The organism is Streptomyces sp. NPDC091377, from assembly GCF_044757045.1.
GTDB lineage: Bacteria > Actinomycetota > Actinomycetes > Streptomycetales > Streptomycetaceae > Streptomyces.
Genome location: NZ_JBIVUE010000016.1, coordinates 29,399 through 46,334, shown reverse-complemented (window position 1 = coordinate 46,334; position 16,936 = coordinate 29,399). Strand labels below are relative to the sequence as shown.

Here is a 16,936-nt window from a genome sequence, read left to right as displayed (position 1 = left end):
GATGACCCGCGGGTCGGGCGCGCATGGCCGCCGTCTGGCCCGTTCGGGCGTGCCGCGCAACGCTCATGGGACGTTCCACGTCCGGAAAGATCCACGTTGACGCGGCCACGTCCAGCACGGCGACAACACCCGTATGCGTGTCGTCATCGTGACCGAATCCTTTCCCCCCGATGTGAACGGCGTGGCCCACTGCGCGCTCCAGACCGCCCGGCACCTCGTCGATCGCGGTCACGCTCCCCTCGTCGTCGCACCGGCCACCGCCGCCGGTGCGGGGGCCGACGCCGAGGCGCCGTGCCCCGTCGTCCGCGTCCCCTCCCTCCCGCTCCCGGGCTATCCCCAGGTCCGTGTCGCCCTCCCCAGCCGACGCGTCGCCGCGGCGCTCACCGCACACCGCGCCGACCTCGTCCACCTGGCGGGCCCCTTCGTCCTCGGTGCGCGCGGCATGGCCGCCGCCGCCCGGCTCGGCCTCCCCGCCGTCGCCGTCTACCAGACCGATCTGGCCGGATACGCCCGTACGTACGTCCATGCGGGCGAGGCCGCCGCCTGGCGGCGCATCCGTTCCGTGCACACCGCCGCCGACCTCACCCTCGCCCCCTCCAGCGCCGCCCTGCGCGACCTGGAGGAGCACGGCGTGCCCCGCGTCCGGCTCTGGCCGCGCGGTGTCGACACCGTCCGCTTCCGCCCCGCGCTCAGGGACGAACGGCTGCGCCGCGAACTCGCCCCGAACGGCGAGCTGATCGTCGGCTACGTCGGACGGCTCGCCCCCGAGAAGCAGGTCGAACTGCTCTCCGGGGTGTGCGGTCTCCCCGGGGTGAGGGTGGTGATCGTCGGCGACGGCCCGAGCCGGCCGCAGCTGGACGAGGCCCTGCCCGCCGCCGTCTTCCTGGGGCGCCGCACCGGGGACGACCTCGCCCGGATCTTCGCCTCGCTGGACGTCTTCGCGCACACCGGCCCCTTCGAGACCTTCTGCCAGACCGTGCAGGAGGCCATGGCCGCCGGGGTGCCCGTGGTCGCGCCCGCCGCGGGCGGCCCCCTCGACCTGGTCGACCACGGCCGCACCGGCTTCCTGGTCCCGCCGCGCGACAGCGACGCCGTACGGGACGCCGTCCGCGCGCTCACCGCCGACCCCGCGCTGCGGGCCGCCTTCGGCACGGCCGCGCGCGCCACCGTCGAGGGCCGCACCTGGGCCGCCGTCGGCGACCGGCTCATCGGCCACTACGAGGACGTCCTCGCCGCCCGGAAGGCGGTGCTGGCGGCATGAGCGTCCAGTCCCCCGGCACAGAAGACACCGTCCACGACGGACCACCCCCCGGCACCGGACCCGTCCCCGGGAGCGGCGCCGGACCCGTCCCCGGAGACGGAGTCGGACCCGCCCCGGCGAGCGGCGCCGGACCGGTCACGGCCGACGAGGCGCTGAGGATCGTACGACTGGCCAATTTCGTGGCCCCCGCCTCCGGCGGACTGCGCACCGCGCTGCGCGAACTGGGCCGGGGCTACCGTGCCGCCGGGCACGAGCCGGTGCTGATCGTGCCGGGTGAGCGGTACGCCGACCGGGACACCGAACAGGGCCGGGTCATCACCCTGCCCGGCCCCGAACTGCCCGGCACCGGCGGCTACCGGGTGCTGCTCGACAGACGGCGGGTCGCCCGGCTCCTGGCGGACCTCGCCCCCGACCGCCTGGAGGTGTCGGACCGTACGACGCTGCGCTGGACCGGCACCTGGGCCCGCCGCGCGCGCGTACCCGCCGTGATGGTCTCCCACGAGACCGCCGACGGCGTGCTGCGCACCTGGGGCGTGCCCGACCGGCTGTCCCGGCGGACCGCCGACGCCCTCAACGTCCGGACCGCCCACACCTACGCGCGCGTGGTGTGCACCACCGAGTTCGCCGAACGGGAGTTCCTCCGCATCGGCGCCCGCAATGTCGTACGGGCGCCCCTGGGCGTCGACCTGACGGAACGGCACCCCGCCCTGCGGGCCCCGGCGCTGCGCGCCCGCTACGCGCGCGAGGACGAGACCCTGCTGGTGATGTGCTCGCGCCTGTCCGTCGAGAAGCGGCCCGGCACGGCGCTGGACGCACTGGAGGCGCTGCGGCGGCGGCGCGGGGTGCGGGCGGTGCTGGTCGTGGCCGGTGACGGGCCGCTGCGGGCCCGGCTCGAACAGCGGGCCGCCGAACGCGCCCTGCCGGTCACCTTCCTCGGCCACCTCTCCGACCGCCCCCTGCTCGGCGCGCTCCAGGCCACCGCCGATGTGTGCCTGGCGCCGGGGCCCGCCGAGACGTTCGGGCTGGCGGCGCTGGAGGCCCTGGCGTGCGGAACGCCGGTCGCGGTGAGCGCCTCCTCCGCGCTGCCGGAGGTCATCGGCTCGGCGGGGGCCGTCGCCGCCGACACCGGCGAGGCGTTCGCCGACGCGATCACGCTGCTTCTGGAGCGCTGCGGGACGGGGCGCCGGGGGGCGGCACGCGCGCGTGCCGAGTGTTTCGGCTGGGGCGCCGCCGTCGAGTCCTTCCTCGCCGCGCACGACGCCACCGTCCGCGCGCCGCACGCGTCCCGACTGCCGGGGGGCGCCACATGAGCGCCGCCCGCTTCGTGGCCCTAGTAGTGCTTCGTTAGGTTCTTGGTGGTCTGTGGCTGGTCGGCCGGCTGGGCGGGGGACGTCCGCAGGTGGTGCATGCACCGGTCCAGCACCTCAGCGGGTCCTGCAGTTTGTCGAGGACGTGGTAGAGGGTCAGGCCGGTGTGTGGACTTCAACGACACGCTGCGCGCCACGTTCGACATCCACGCCGTGGCCGCCCGGCTGGACCCGGTCTACGCCGCCCTCACCGCGCGCGGCACGGTGCTGCTGACGGCGTGTCTGCCCGACCCGGGCGCGATGCTCGGCCTGCCCTGCGCGCTGGCCCGACCGCTCGCCCGGCGGCAGCGGGCCGTGAACACCGTGGTCCACCAGCTCTCCGCGCGCCACGGCGCCCTGCATCTGCACGCCGCCGAGGGCGCCTGGACCCTGGACCGCGCGATGTGGAGCGCCGACCGGCTGCACCCGAGCGAGCGCGGGCACCGGCAACTCGCCGTCCGCGCCCACGCGCTGCTCGCGGCGGCGGGCGTACGGGTGGGGGCCGCGCCCCCGGCCGAGCCGGAGTTCCCCGCGCCCACCCGGTCGGCGTGTGTGTGGTGGCCGGCGACGGCCGGGACGGCGTGGGTGGTGCGGCGCTGCGGCGGATCTGCTGCCCCAGTTGCTCCGGCTCGCGGTGGCCGAGGCGGGTCACCGGGTACGGGGCACCGGCGCCCGGCTGGACGCACGGGCCTCCCTGGCCTGCGCGGCGGCACTGGCGGCCCTGCCCGGCGCCTCCGCGACGCCCGGAGGCGCGGCTGAGGCCGAGGCGGAGGCGGAGGCGGCCTGAAGGGTGCTCCAGGGTGTGCTCCCCTCAGGATCTCGGGCGGGCCGCCGGTACGAAACGGATCGGGGTCCCCGGTCGCGCCTGGGCCGCTGCCGGCAGGTCCGGTCGGGCGACGACCGCGATCACCGGGTAGCCGCCCGTCGTCGGATGGTCCGCCAGGAACACCACCGGCCTGCCGTCCGGAGGGACCTGGACGGCGCCCAGGACCAGGCCCTCGCTGGGGAGTTCGCCGGGGACCGCACGCTCCAGCGCCGGGCCCTCCGTGCGCACACCTATGCGGTTGCTCGCGGCGGAGATGCGGTACGCGCGCGTGGTGAGGGCGCGCACCGCCCCGGCCGTGAACCAGTCGTGCCTCGGGCCGAGGGACACGCGCAGCACCAGTTCGGCCGGAGGCCGCGGCTGCGGAGCCACATCCACGCGCGCGGGCGGGCCGGCGACCGGCCCCAGCGGCAGCACCGCGCCGTCGGTGAGCGGCGCCGGGCCGAGCCCCGACAGCAGGTCGGTGGAGCGGCTGCCGAGCACCGGCTCGACGGCGATGCCACCGGAGACCCCCACATAGCTGCGGACACCCGCGACGGCCGTACCGACCTCCAGGAGCGCCCCCGCCGGTACCCGCACGGGCGCCCCCCAGGCCGCCGGACGGCCGTCCACCGTGACAGGGCAGGGGGCTCCGCCGACGGCCACCGTGAGCGGGGAACGCGGGCGCAGGGCACAGCCGTTCAGCGTGGTCTCCAGGACCGCCGCGTCCACCGCGTTGCCGACCAGCCGGTTGACGAGGTCGGCGGCCGGTGGGTCGAGGGCGCCGGAGTGGGGCACGCCCAGGTGCGCGTGGCCAGGCCGGCCCCGGTCCTGCACCGTGGTGAGGGCCCCGGCCCGGACGACACACAGCGCGCGATCGGTCATACGGCGTCCACCGGGACGAAGCGCACCCGTGTGCCCGGCGAGAGCAGGGCGGCGGGCACCCGCGCGTGGTCCCACAGCACGGCGTCCGTCGTCCCGATGAGCTGCCACCCGCCCGGCGAGGAACGCGGGTACACGCCCGTGTACGGCCCCGCGAGCCCCACCGAGCCCGCCGGGACCGCCGTACGGGGAGTGGCGCGGCGGGGGACGTCGTGGCGCGGCGGCAGGCCGGTCAGATAGCCGAATCCGGGCGCGAACCCGCAGAAGGCGACCAGGAACTCGGTCTCCGCGTGGATCCGGCCCACCTCGCGCGCGGGGACGCCCCAGTGCGCGGCGACCTCGACCAGGTCGGGGCCGTCGTAGCGCACGGGCAGTTCGACGGTGCCCCGCGCGCGCGGGGCAGTGGACGGCGGCGCGGCGCCGCCCAGCTCGTCGGCGAGCCCCGCCGGGTCGGCCAGGCCGTCGAGGAGGACCGTGCGGGCGGCGGGCACGATCTCCCGTACCGCCAGAGCGCCCTCCGCGCGGCGGCGCAGCAACTCGGCGTGGAGCGCCTGGGCCTCCTCGCCCGAGGCGACCTCCACGAGGAGCGCGTCCGTGCCGACCGGAAGCACCCTCATACGAACGCCTCCACCCGTACCCCGGACTCCTCCAGGCGCCGCCGCACCCGCCGGGCCAGCTCCACCGCGCCCGGCGTGTCGCCGTGCAGGCACAGCGAACGCGCGCGTACGTCGATGGCGGCGCCGGTGTGCGCGACGACCCTCCCGGCGCGGGCCAGGCCCACCGAGCGCTCCACGACGGTGTCCGGGTCGGTGACCACCGCGCCCTGCTGCCCGCGCGGCACGAGCGTGCCCTGTTCGGTGTACGCGCGGTCCGCGAACGCCTCGGTGACGGCGGGCAGCCCGGCCGCGGCGGCCATCTCCAGCAGCCGCGAGCCGGGCAGGCCGAGCACCGGAAGCGCCGTGTCGGCCAGGAGCACGCCGGCCACGACCGCCCCGGCCTGCTCCTCGTCGTGCACCACGCGGTTGTAGAGCGCGCCGTGCGGTTTGACGTACGCCACGCGCGCGCCCGCGGCCCGCGCGAACACCTCCAGGGCGCCGATCTGGTACGCCACTTCGGCCGCCAGTTCCTCGGACGGTACGTCCATCGCGCGCCGTCCGAAGCCGGCCAGGTCCCGGTAGGAGACCTGGGCGCCGATCGTCACCTTGCGCGCGGCGGCCTGTTCGCACACCCGGCGCATGGTCGCCGCGTCCCCGGCGTGGAAGCCGCAGGCCACGTTGGCGCTGGTGACGACCGACAGCAACTGCTCGTCGTCGGTCAGCCGCCAGCGGCCGAAGCCCTCGCCCAGATCGGCGTTGAGATCGATCGCGGTCATGCTCTGTTCACTGCTTCCTGTCGGGACGGCCGAACCGTCGTGACGAACGGTCGTGCCAACTGGTCGTGCCAACTGGTCGTGACGAACGGGGGTGCCGAACGGTTGGCGCGGACGGTCGGGGCGGTCGGGGGTGGCACGGGGGCGTTCGACGTCGTCATGGCACGCGGTACTGCTCGTCGCGGGCGTCGGTGACGAACATCCGGCCGGGCGCGTGGGTGAGGGCGAACGGGGGGCGCGAGGCCATCACGGCGGCCTGCGGGGTGACCCCGCAGGCCCAGAACACCGGGATGTCGTCCGGCTCCATGGTCACGGCGTCGCCGAAGTCGGGTCGGGCCAGATCCTCGATGCCGAGCGTCGCCGGGTCCCCGCAGTGCACCGGGCCGCCGTGCACCGCCGGGAGCAGACCACTCTCCCGGATCGCCGCCGCCAGATGCCGCGGCGGCACCGGACGCATGGACACCACCATCGGCCCGCGCAGCCGGCCCGCCGGGCGGCACTCGCGCGCGGTGACGTACATCGGGACGTTCCGGCCCTGCTCGATGTGGCGGATCGGGACGCCCGCGTCGGCCAGCGCCCACTCGAAGGTGAAGCTGCATCCGATGAGGAACGTCACCAGGTCGTCCCGCCAGTGCGCCACCACGTCCGTCGGCTCGGCCACCAGCCGGCCGTCCTGCCAGACCCGGTAGCGCGGCAGATCGGTGCGCAGGTCGGCGTCCTCGGCGAGGACCGTCGTGGTCGACCCGGCGTCGGTGACATCGAGCACCGGGCAGGGCTTGGGGTTGCGCTGGCAGAACAGCAGCATGTCGTAGGCCCACTCGGCGGGCACCGAGACCAGGTTGACCTGGGTGTGCCCCGCGGCGACCCCGGCGGTGGCGCCCGACACGCCCGAGCGGAACCGGGCCCGGGCGGTTTTCGGGCTCCACGCGCGCGCGTGCGGGTCGGTCAGTGACAGCGGTCGGTCGTCCGTACGCGTCACACCAACTCCTTTCCGCGGGTCTCGGGCAGCCCCAGCAGGGCCAGTGCCGCGAGACCGTATCCGATCGCGCCGAAGACCAGCGCACCGCCCACACCCCAGCTGTCCGCGAGGAAGCCGACCGTGGTCGGGAAGATCGCGCCCACCGCGCGGCCGGTGTTGTAGGTGAAGCCCTGCCCGGTGCCGCGCACGGCCGTCGGGTACAGCTCGGCCAGGAACGACCCGAACCCGCTGAAGATGGCCGACATGCAGAAGCCGAGCGGGAAACCGAGCACGAGGATCAGGGTGTTGGCGCCGCTCGGGATGTTGGCGTACGCCAGGATGCAGACCGCCGACAGCAGCGCGAAGAGCCAGATGTTGCGGCGCCGCCCCAGCCGGTCGGTGAGATAGCCGCCGGTCAGATAGCCGAGGAAGGCGCCGGAGATCAGGAAGGTCAGATAGCCGCCGGTGCCCACCACCGACAGGTCCCGCTCGGTCTTCAGATACGTCGGCACCCAGGTCGCCAGCGTGTAGTAGCCGCCCTGGACACCGGTCGACAGCAGCACCGCGAAGAGCGTGGTGCGGGCCAGACCGGGCTTGAAGATCGCCGTGAACGAGCCTTTCTCCGCGCTCTTCTCCCGGGCCGCCGCCGCCTCGGGCGCGTCCTGGACGCTGCGGCGCAGCCAGACCACCAGCAGCGCGGGCAGCGCGCCGGTCCAGAACATCACCCGCCAGGCGAGGTCGTCGTCCATGACCGAGAAGACCACCGTGTACATGATCACGGCCAGCCCCCAGCCGACCGCCCAGGAACTCTGGATCGCGCCGAGCGTACGGCCCCGGTGCTTGGCGCTCGCGTACTCGGCGACCAGGATCGCGCCGACCGCCCACTCACCACCGAAGCCGAGGCCCTGGAGGGCGCGGAAGACCAGCAGGGTCTCGTAGTTGGGCGCGAAGCCGCAGGCGACCGTGAAGACGGCGTACGTGATGACCGTGATCATCAGCGCTTTGACCCGCCCGATCCGGTCCGCCAGCACCCCGGCCAGCGCGCCGCCGATCGCGGAGACCACCAGCGTGACGGTGGTGAACAGCCCGGTCTGGCCGCTGTCGAGCCCGAAGTAGGCGGCCAGCGCCACCATGCTCAGCGGCAGCGTGAAGTAGTCGTACGAGTCCAGCGCATAGCCGCCGAACGCACCGGTGAAGGCACGGCGGCCACGGGGTCCGAGCGCGTGCAGCCAGGCGAGGGGACCGTCGCCGGCGGCCGTGGTCGTAGGAGTCGTCGGGGTCGTCGTGGTCCCCGGAGGCGGTGAGGACGGAGAGGACGGTGAGGGCTGAGGTGGCTGAGGGGACACAGGGGACGGAGGGGGCGTGCTCATGGGCACCTCGCAGAGGGAGGACGTGGGGACGTCGAGGGGGGAGGACGTGGGACGTCGAGGGGGGTGCTTCCGGCAACGTAGAGGATCGTTCAACGATCCTTCAATACCCATGTTGTTTCGTTCTGGTGTCTGCGATTGAATTCCGGGCATGGCAGAGCAGCTGACGGGACTGGCCGACGACCGCGCGCTCCTCGGGCGCACCAGCACCGCGGAACGGGTCGCGGACATCCTCAGAAGCCGTATCGCCGAAGGCTTCTTCCCACCCGGGACCCGGCTCTCCGAGGACAGCATCGGCGGGGCGCTCGGGGTCTCCCGCAACACCCTGCGTGAGGCGTTCCGCCTGCTGACCCATGAACGACTGCTGGTCCACGAACTGAACCGGGGCGTCTTCGTCCGGGTCCTGACCGTCGAGGACGTCGAGGACATCTACCGCACCCGCCGGCTCGTCGAGTGCGCCGTCGTCCGCGGCCTCGGCGAACCGCCGTACGCCGTGGAGGGCCTCGCTGAGGCGGTCGCCGAAGGGCAGCGGGCGGCACACGAAGGTGACTGGAAAGTGCTGGGTACTGCCAATATCCACTTCCACCGCGAACTGGTCGCCCTCGCCGCCAGCGAACGCACCGACGAACTGATGCGCAGTGTCTTCGCCGAACTCCGGCTGGCCTTCCACGTGGTGGACGACCCGCGCGCCCTCCACGAGCCGTACCTGGCCAGGAACCAGCAGATCCTGGAGGTACTGGGGGCGGGCGACAAGGGCTCTGCGGAGCGCCTGCTCGCGGTGTACCTGGAGGACTCCCTGGAGCGGGTGGTGGAGGTCTACCGCAGAAGGGTGACGGGCGCGACGGGCACTCCTTGAAGCACCCATCCCTTCGAGGGGGATATATCCGGAATCGAATCGCCCCAGGTTGCGACGCAGCTTCTTGGGGGCGCGGGGAACTGCGCGAGGTGCGCCCACGCCCCGCGCAGACCCCACAAGGCGAGCCCCCCCACCACACCACCCGGCCAACCCGGCGGAGCGCGCCCGTTTCGGTCGTTGTCAGACCCAGCGCCTAATCTGTGCAGCGTGACTACACCCGCAACGACGGACAGCGTTCCGCCCCAGCTCAGCGTGGGCCCGAGGCCCGCCGTCGGCCCGGCCGCCGACGAAGGGCTGGCGCGTCGGCTCCGTGCGCTCGCCTGCACCGCGCCGCTGCACGACCTGGACGCGCGCAAGGCCAACCTCGCGGGTGAGTACTCGGTGTACGGCATGGCGGAGGTGGCCCTCGCCGCCATCGACCTCATCACCCTCAACATGGACTTCGACACGGGCGCGGACCACGAGCAGGTGGTGGCCCGGCTGATCCCCCGGATCGCCGCCCAGGCCCCGCGGCGCCCGGTCGCCGAGCACGAGCGGGTGGCCCGCTGGGTGCTGGAGAACCTGATCAACGTCGGCAGCGTGGACCGCGGATTCCGTGCGGTGTACGGCACTTTCGCCCCGGACGGCACATATGTCCGCCGGGATTACGACTTCAAGCTGATCGAGGAGGTGCCCGGCCCCGGCGGCAGCGTCTATCTCCGTACGACCGACGAGGCGGTCAACGTCCTGGTCGGCGCCCTCGACACGGATGTCACCAGCGCCCAGATCGCCGCCGAGGTCAAGCTGGAGGTGCTGATCAACCGGGGCCGGCTCGCCGACGCCCAGCTCGCCGCCGAGCAGGCCCGCTACCGCACGGTGCAGTACTCCGAGTCGCTGCGCCGGGCGCTGGAGGCCACCCGGCGCAACGTCCGCGCGGTGGACTGGCTCACGGCCGTGCCCGACATGATCGCCGAGGCCCTCGACCATGTGGCGGACCGCTACCGCCACGAGAACGCGATCCTCACCAACATCCGCCGCGCGCGCGACGAGTCCGAGGACCCCGAGCAGAAGCGCCGCGCGGCCGAGCTGGTCGACATCGTCAAGGACTGCATCCGCCGCCACACCCAGCTCCAGTCCCGACTGCTGGAGGCCGGCCCGCTGTTCCGCGCCGAGCAGGACCGCCAGGCGTTCGCCGCCCCGGCCCCGACCGCCGGGATAGACCTCTACGGCCAACTGGTCGCCCCCGTGCTGCCCTTGCCGCTGGAGAGCGCGGTGCGGGTCACCGACGCCTTCTTCCGGCGCGGGACCGGGCTGCGCACCCCCGTCTCCGTGCGGGTCGGCGACCTCGTGGACCTGCTGCTGACTCCGCCTGCTGAGCGGGAACACCTGGGCGCCGAGATGCCCGAGCCCGACCTCATCGCCACCCCGGACGACAGCCGGTTCAGCGAGGAGCAGCTCGCGGCGGCCACCGCACTGCTGGACCTTCCCGCCGACGCCCCGCGCCGGCTCTCCGGACTGCTCGCCGAAGCCCGGCGCCGCGACCCCGACCTGCCCTACCTGGTCGCCCTCATGGCGGTCCACGCGGCCAGCCCGGCCGTCGGCACGGCCTATCGGCAGGGCGAGGAGAAGCTGCTGTTCGCCGTGGACGACGGCACTGAGCTGGACGACGAGGAGTTCGGCGGCGCCGACCTCATCGTGGGCACGGCGCTGCTGGACGCGGCCGGAATGGCGGCCGACCGGACGGAGGCCGCGTGAGCGTTCAGCCGAGGGAGGCGCGAGGGGCACGCCAGAGCCGGCGCGCGCGGCAGGGTTCGCGCCCCCATGCCGCAGCCCCTCCACGCCGGACGCCGCAGCGGCTCGGAGCTTGCACGCCGCAACCGCCCCGCGCCCGGACGCCCCGGCCATGCGGTGCCCGCACACCGCAAACCGCCCCACGCCGGGACCCCGCACCAGCCCCAAGCCTGAACCCCGCAACCGCCGCACACCGGGACCTCGCACCAGCCCCAAGCCTGGACCCCGCAGCCGCCCCACGCCGGGACCTCGCACCAGCCCCAAGCCTGGACCCCGCAGCCGCCCCACGCCGGGACCCCGCGGCCGTCCGACGCCCACTCACCCCGCACACCCCACCCGCCCCGCACACCCCACCCGCCCCACTCACCCCACCCGCACAGACCAAGGGTCCCCGCCCCGCACGCGGCGCCACCCCGCTTCGTCCATCAGAACCCCGAGGAGTCCGACCGTGAGTGAGTACGTCGATCGGAGCGAGCCGGAGGCCGGCGCCGGCGGGGCGACCCCCGCCCCCGTCACGCCCGCCGACGCCGCCGACGCGGCACGGCTCGTCGCGTTCGGGCTCCAGCCCAAGGTGCAGCCCGCCCGCGACCAGGAGTACACCGAGCTGCTGCGGCGCTACCGCGAGGACCCGCCCTTCGCCCGCCTCGCCGACGCCGTCGCCGCCGGACTCGGTCTGGTCGTCCTGGAGGTGTCCCCGCGCGCGGGAATGGCGGTGACGGCCGCCGAGGACTCGGTGTTCGCGGTGCGCATGGGCGATTACGCCCGCCGTACGTCCGCCGACGGCAGCGACCGCTTCCTGCACGGCCTCGCCCATCTCGCCGTCGCCGCCCTGGCGTTCCCGCGCCCCGAGGACCTCGCCGACGACGGCTACATCGGCCGGGTGTCCGTCAACGGCGTGGACACTTTCGTCCGGCAGGCGTGCCGCAGACTGGAGGAGCGGGCCGAGGAACAGGGCGAGAACACCGACCCGGCCACGGACGCGCCCGGCCTGGAGGCCGCCTGGCGGATCTGGGCGAGACGCAGCGCGACCGGGGCCACCAAGGACGCCCGCCGGCTGGCCGGCTCGACCACCGGCATCGTCGGCAAGGCCGCCGCCTTCCTCACCGACTCCGGCTTCCTCCAGCGCACCGGCGACGACCACGGCGGCACGTACCGCACCACGGCCCGCTATCAGTTGCAGGTCCGCGACCTCGCCGGTACCGCCGCCATGGCCGAGCTGCTCGACCTGGGTCTGGTCCCGGTGACCGACGGGACAGCGAGCCTGCTGCCCCCGCAGGACGGCGATGGCCTGGAGCTGGTGGCCGACGCCGGCCTCCCGTTCCACGCCTGACCCCGCTTCCCGACCCTTGCCACCCCTGATCCCTGATCCACTGATCCACCCGCCGGCTCCCGTGGCCGACGAAGACTGACGAGAGTCGCCATGTACGAGCTGTCCCGGGTCCGCCTCTACTCCATCGGGCCGGCCGGTGCGCGCTACGCCGACACCGTGCTGGACCTGCGCGGAGTGGGCCACGTCGTGCCCGACCCCGCGCCCACCCAGGCGGAGTTCTTCGAGGAGGAGCCCGTCGGCCCGCCGCGCCGCCCCGCGCCCGCGGGCGTGCTCTTCCTGGAGAACGGCGGCGGCAAGTCCGTCCTCCTGAAGCTGATCTTCTCCGTGATGCTGCCGGGCCACCGCAACACCCTCGGCGGCGCCAGCTCCGGCGTGCTGCGCAAGTTCCTGCTGGCCGACGACTGCGGGCATGTCGCCCTGGAGTGGCAGCACGTGCTGACCGGCGAGTGCGTGGTCGTCGGCAAGGCCAGCGAGTGGCGTGGTCGACAGGTCTCCAACGACCCGCGCAAATTCGCCGAGGGCTGGTACTCCTTCCGGCCCGGCCCCGGACTCACCCTGGACAACCTGCCGGTCGCCGAGGCCACCGCCGTACGCCCGCCCGTCGAGGGCGCCTCCGGGGCACAGGGCCGCCGCCGCACCATGAAGGGCTTCCGGGACGCGCTGACCGAGGCGGGCAAGGCGTACCCGCACCTGGAGGTGCACTGGGAGGACATCCACGAGCGCTGGACCGAACACCTCGGCGATCTCGGCCTCGACCCCGAACTCTTCCGCTACCAGCGGGAGATGAACGCCGACGAGGGCGAGGCCGCCGGCCTCTTCGCGGTGAAGAAGGACTCCGACTTCACCGACCTGCTGCTGCGGGCCGTCACCGACACCCGCGACACCGACGGCCTCGCCGACCTCGTCAGCGGTTTCGGGAACAAGCTGGGCCGCCGCGCCGAACTGATCGCCGAACGGGACTTCACCGCCGGGTCGGTCGATCTGCTCGGCCGGATCGTGGAGGCCGCGCAGGCCCGCTCCCGCGCGCGGGACATCCACACCGCCGCCGAGCGCCGCACCCGCACCCTCGCCCGGCGGCTCTCCGCGCGCGGCGGACAGGAACGCGTACGCGCCGCCGACCTCGCCCAGCGCGTGACCGCCGCCGCGTCCGCCGTCACCCAGGCCGAGAGCGCCCGCGAGCGCAGCGCGCTGATCACCGCCGAACTCGCCTACCGGCACGCTTCCCTGGCGCTCGGCGCCGCCGAGAAGGCAGCCGCCGCCCAGAAGCGCGAACTGGCCGACGCGCGCACCCTGCACTCCGCCTGGCAGGCCGCCGAGGCCGTGCTCCGCCACCGCGCCGCCACCGACCGCGTGACCCGCGTGGCCGCCGCCATCCAGGAGGCCGAACGCGACGCGGCCCCGGCCCTCGCCGCCCGCACCCAGGCCGCCGTGGACCTCGTACGGGCCCTGCACGCGGCGGCGGAGCGCGCCGAGGCGCTGGCCAACGAGGAGGAGGAGCGGTCCGCCGCACTCCAGGAGGCCGGCGAGATCGCCCACCGCGACGCCACCGCCGCGGCGACGGACGCGCAGCGCGCCCGCAGCGAGATCGGGCATCTGCGGCAACGGCTCACCGAGGTCGAGCAGGAGACCGCGGAGGCCGTCCGCGCCGGCTGGCTGGACGACAGCGCGCCCGACGCCGACCCGGCCCGCGCGGCGCTCGCCGCCAGCGACGCCGAGAAGTCGGCCGTCGCCGCCTGGGACATCGCCCGCGAGGCGTCCCACCGGGCGAGCGAACACGCCCGTGAGGCGACGTCCACCGAGTCCCGCGCCGAACTCACGGCCGCCCGCGCCTCCGACGCCGCGACCGCCGCCGAGCGCTCCTACGAGGCCGAGCGCCGCCTCGCCGAGGGGCTCGCGGCGGAGGAGCGGCTCGCGGAGGTCCTGGGGCTGCCCGGAGCCGGAGCAGCCGCAGGTGCAGTGGGCTCGGGGGCCGCCGTGCTGCCCGGCCCCCGGGCCGGCGCGGACGGGGACACGGGGAGCGCTCAACGCCGCTCGGGCGCCCCCGGTGCCGAGTCCGATTCCCCCGACGGCGAGGTCACCGGCCCTACCGGCACGGACCCCCGTACCGGCACCGACCCCCGTACCCGCGCGGACACCCGCACAGACGGCACCGCTGACGGCGACCCCGCCTCCGGAACCCCCCGGCCGGGCACAGCCGCCGATTCCGCCCCGCTGCGGCCCCTGGACGACGGCCTCCTCACCCCCGAGGAACTCGACCGGTTCGCCGACGAGTTGCGGACCCTGCTGGACGGCACCGTGTCGTCCGCCGAACGGCACCTCTTCGAACTGCGCACCGCCGCCGCCGACGACTCCCGGATCCTCGGCGCGCTCGGCGACGGCGGACTGCTGCCGCCGGGCCCCGACGTCCTCGCGACGGTCGAGTACCTCGGCGAACACGGCATCCCCGCCCTCCCCGGCTGGCGCTACCTCGCACAGGCCGTCGACCCCGCCGACCACGCACGCGTCCTCGCCGCCCGGCCCGAACTGGTCGACGGCGTCATCATCACCGACCCGGACTCCCACGCCCGCGCACGCGAGACGCTCGCCGAGGCCGCGCTGCTGCCCCGCTCCGCCGTCGCCGTCGGCACGGCCGCCGCCCTGCTCGCCCCGACACCGCCCGACCTCGAAGGCGACGGAGGCGTCTCCTCCGCCGTCTTCCTGGTGCCGCCGAACCCCGCCATGCACGACGAGCACGCCGCCGACGAGGAGCGGCAGACGCTCCGCGCGCGGGCCATCGCCCGGGACGAGGAGATCCGCGCGCTCGCCGCCCGGCTCGGCAAGGACCGCGAACTCGCCGCGCGCCTGGCCTCCTGGCGCACCGGCTGCCCGGCCGGACGGCTGACGGAGCTGGCCGGGGCCGCCGTGGAGGCACGCGCGTTCGCCGAGGAGGCCGAGGCGGAACTGGCCGAGGCCCGCACCGCGCGGGCCGAGGCCGAGGAGGCCGCCGCCGAGGCCACCCAGGTCCGTGACGAACGCCAGGAGACCGCCCAGAAGGCCCGCCGCGCCGCCGACGCCCTCGCCGGACTCGCCTTCCGGCTGCGGGAACGCGCCGGCTGGCAGGTCAAGCTGCGCGAACTCGCCGACGAGGCCACCGAGTCCGAGGCCCGCGCCCGGAGCTGTCTGGAACGCGCGCGTGCCGCCGACGAGGACCGCCGCGCCATCCAGCGCACCGCCGACGACACCCGCCGCACCGCCCGCACCCTGCGCGCCGAACGCGCCGAGATCGCGGGCGCCCCCGACGACGTACCGGAGGACGAGGCGGACACACCGAAGGCCGCGCTGCCCGCGCTGCGCGAGGCGTACCGGGCCGCGTCACAGGTCTACGAGAAGGTCGGCGTCGGCGCCGATCTGCGGGCCGAGCAGGCACGCGCCGAGAGCGACGAGAGCGCGGCGCGCACCGAGCTGGACCGGCTCAGCAACAAGGTCCGCACCCGCGCGGAACAGCTGCTGGCGTCCCCCGGCGGCTCCGACGGGCCGTCCCGGCAGGCCGCCGCCGCCCGCGCCGACGAACTGGTGCAGCTCCTGGAGACCCGGATGTCCAGCGCGAGCGAACAGCTCGGGCGGCTCCGCGGCGAGGCCGAACAGCACGCGCCCGAGGACGGCGACGCCCACACCGAACTGCCCGCGGAACTGATCCCCCGCGACGCCGAACACGCCCAGGCCCTGCTGCGCACCGCCACCGCCGAACTCACCGCCCACAGCGAGGCGCTCGCCGAGTCCCGCGAGGCGCACGCCACGCTGCGGGACGCCCACCGGGCCGCCGAGGACGGCGCGGGAGGCTTCGACGAGACCGCCGCGCTCCTGCGCGACCTGCTGCGCGAGCACTCCGGCGACGAGGAGCAGGACGAGACCGAGCCCTACCCCGGCACCCTGGAGGAGGCCCGGCACTCCGCCGCCGAGTCCCGCCGCTCCCTCCGCGGCTGCGCCACCGATCTCTCGGCCGCCGACACCGCCGTACGCGAGGCGAGCGACATCCTCGTACGGCACGCCAACTCCACGCGCTACGAGCAGGTACGCACCCCCGCCCGGCAGCAGATCCGCGAGCTGCCCGCCGCCGCGCTGCCGGAGCACGCGCAGAAGTGGGCGGACGCGTTCGCGCCCCGGCTGCGGGTGCTCACCGACGAACTGGAGCAGCTGGAACGCAACCGCGACTCGATCGTGGACCGGCTGCGCGGGCTGGTCGAGTCGGCGCTGGCCACCCTGCGCTCGGCCCAGCGGCTGTCCCGGCTGCCGGAGGGGCTGGGGGAGTGGTCCGGGCAGGAGTTCCTGCGGATCCGCTTCGAGGAGCCCGACCAGGCCACCCTCACCGAACGCCTCGGCGAGGTCATCGACGAGGCGACCCGCGCCGCCGTGAAGAAGAACTCCGACCTGCGGCGCGACGGAATGTCCCTGCTGCTGCGGGGCGTCGCCGCCGCGCTCCAGCCCAAGGGCGTCGCCGTGGAGATCCTCAAGCCGGACGCCGTGCTGCGCGCCGAGCGCGTGCCGGTCGGACAGATGGGCGATGTGTTCTCGGGCGGTCAGCTGCTGACCGCGGCCATCGCCCTGTACTGCACGATGGCCGCGCTGCGCAGCAACGACCGGGGCCGCGACAAGCACCGGCACGCCGGGACGCTGTTCCTGGACAACCCCATCGGCCGGGCCAACGCCACCTATCTGCTGGAGCTCCAGCGGGCCGTGTCGGACGCCCTCGGCGTGCAGCTCCTCTACACCACCGGTCTGTTCGACACGACCGCGCTGGCCGAGTTCCCGCTGGTCATCCGGTTGCGCAACGACGCCGACCTCAGAGCGGGCCTGAAGTACATCAGCGTTGAGGAGCACCTCCGGCCCGGGCTGCCGCAGCCGCCGCAGGCGGGGGAGGTCGGGCACAGCGAGATCACGGCGACCCGCATGTTCAAACGCCCGGCCCCATCAGGCTCCTGACCTCCATCAAGCTCCTGGCCGGCTCGGGTTCCGGAC

11 protein-coding genes and 1 pseudogene are annotated in these 16,936 nt (G+C 74.8%); 7 read left to right on the top strand and 5 right to left on the bottom strand.

Annotation, left to right across the window (positions count from 1 at the left end; translation table 11 throughout):
* The first annotated feature begins 133 nt into the window (after positions 1-133).
* The 3 genes and pseudogenes from ACIQNG_RS29105 to ACIQNG_RS29095 all read left to right on the top strand — a co-directional run.
* A complete protein-coding gene (locus ACIQNG_RS29105; RefSeq protein WP_401489136.1) occupies positions 134-1,261 on the top strand; it encodes a glycosyltransferase family 4 protein in 1,128 nt (375 codons plus the stop codon).
* Entirely contained in the window at positions 1,258-2,571 is a 1,314-nt protein-coding gene (locus tag ACIQNG_RS29100; protein WP_401489134.1) for a glycosyltransferase, read from the top strand. The genes ACIQNG_RS29105 and ACIQNG_RS29100 overlap by 4 nt, the downstream gene beginning before the upstream one ends.
* A 165-nt stretch (positions 2,572-2,736) precedes the next feature.
* Positions 2,737-3,394: pseudogene (locus ACIQNG_RS29095) on the top strand (SGNH/GDSL hydrolase family protein); the annotation flags it as partial.
* Positions 3,395-3,418: 24 nt separating this feature from the next.
* Here the strand turns inward: ACIQNG_RS29095 and ACIQNG_RS29090 are convergent.
* From ACIQNG_RS29090 to ACIQNG_RS29070, 5 genes are all read right to left on the bottom strand, one after another.
* Entirely contained in the window at positions 3,419-4,294 is an 876-nt protein-coding gene (locus tag ACIQNG_RS29090; protein WP_401489132.1) for a biotin-dependent carboxyltransferase family protein, read from the bottom strand.
* Entirely contained in the window at positions 4,291-4,908 is a 618-nt protein-coding gene (locus tag ACIQNG_RS29085) for an allophanate hydrolase subunit 1 (protein WP_401489130.1), read from the bottom strand. Before ACIQNG_RS29085 ends, ACIQNG_RS29090 begins: the two co-directional genes overlap by 4 nt.
* Positions 4,905-5,663, bottom strand: a complete 759-nt coding sequence (locus tag ACIQNG_RS29080; protein ID WP_401489128.1) for a LamB/YcsF family protein — start codon at positions 5,661-5,663, stop codon at positions 4,905-4,907. Before ACIQNG_RS29080 ends, ACIQNG_RS29085 begins: the two co-directional genes overlap by 4 nt.
* 154 nt (positions 5,664-5,817) lie before the next feature.
* Entirely contained in the window at positions 5,818-6,639 is an 822-nt protein-coding gene (locus tag ACIQNG_RS29075; RefSeq protein WP_401439636.1) for a putative hydro-lyase, read from the bottom strand.
* Positions 6,636-7,988, bottom strand: coding sequence for an MFS transporter (locus ACIQNG_RS29070; protein WP_401489126.1), 1,353 nt, complete (start codon positions 7,986-7,988; stop codon positions 6,636-6,638). Before ACIQNG_RS29070 ends, ACIQNG_RS29075 begins: the two co-directional genes overlap by 4 nt.
* Positions 7,989-8,136: 148 nt before the next feature.
* Between ACIQNG_RS29070 and ACIQNG_RS29065 the strand changes: the two genes are divergently transcribed.
* From ACIQNG_RS29065 to ACIQNG_RS29050, 4 genes are all read left to right on the top strand, one after another.
* Positions 8,137-8,841: a GntR family transcriptional regulator gene (locus ACIQNG_RS29065; RefSeq protein WP_401489124.1), complete on the top strand. Its 705-nt coding sequence runs from the start codon at positions 8,137-8,139 to the stop codon at positions 8,839-8,841.
* A gap of 207 nt (positions 8,842-9,048) precedes the next feature.
* Entirely contained in the window at positions 9,049-10,575 is a 1,527-nt protein-coding gene (locus ACIQNG_RS29060) for a hypothetical protein (protein ID WP_401439628.1), read from the top strand.
* Between the two features lie 484 nt (positions 10,576-11,059).
* Positions 11,060-11,941, top strand: coding sequence for a hypothetical protein (locus tag ACIQNG_RS29055; protein WP_401489122.1), 882 nt, complete (start codon positions 11,060-11,062; stop codon positions 11,939-11,941).
* A gap of 90 nt (positions 11,942-12,031) precedes the next feature.
* On the top strand, positions 12,032-16,900 hold the full coding sequence (locus ACIQNG_RS29050; protein WP_401489120.1) for a hypothetical protein: 4,869 nt from the start codon (positions 12,032-12,034) through the stop codon (positions 16,898-16,900).
* Positions 16,901-16,936 lie beyond the last annotated feature (36 nt).

Bases quoted from the DNA above. Each gene is read 5' to 3' on its own strand.
- ACIQNG_RS29065 (WP_401489124.1), top strand. From the start codon at position 8,137: ATGGCAGAGCAGCTGACGGGACTGGCCGACGACCGCGCGCTCCTCGGG.
- ACIQNG_RS29085 (WP_401489130.1), bottom strand. From the start codon at position 4,908: ATGAGGGTGCTTCCGGTCGGCACGGACGCGCTCCTCGTGGAGGTCGCC.
- ACIQNG_RS29090 (WP_401489132.1), bottom strand. From the start codon at position 4,294: ATGACCGATCGCGCGCTGTGTGTCGTCCGGGCCGGGGCCCTCACCACG.
- ACIQNG_RS29070 (WP_401489126.1), bottom strand. From the start codon at position 7,988: ATGAGCACGCCCCCTCCGTCCCCTGTGTCCCCTCAGCCACCTCAGCCC.
- ACIQNG_RS29050 (WP_401489120.1), top strand. From the start codon at position 12,032: ATGTACGAGCTGTCCCGGGTCCGCCTCTACTCCATCGGGCCGGCCGGT.
- ACIQNG_RS29100 (WP_401489134.1), top strand. From the start codon at position 1,258: ATGAGCGTCCAGTCCCCCGGCACAGAAGACACCGTCCACGACGGACCA.
- ACIQNG_RS29080 (WP_401489128.1), bottom strand. From the start codon at position 5,663: ATGACCGCGATCGATCTCAACGCCGATCTGGGCGAGGGCTTCGGCCGC.
- ACIQNG_RS29105 (WP_401489136.1), top strand. From the start codon at position 134: ATGCGTGTCGTCATCGTGACCGAATCCTTTCCCCCCGATGTGAACGGC.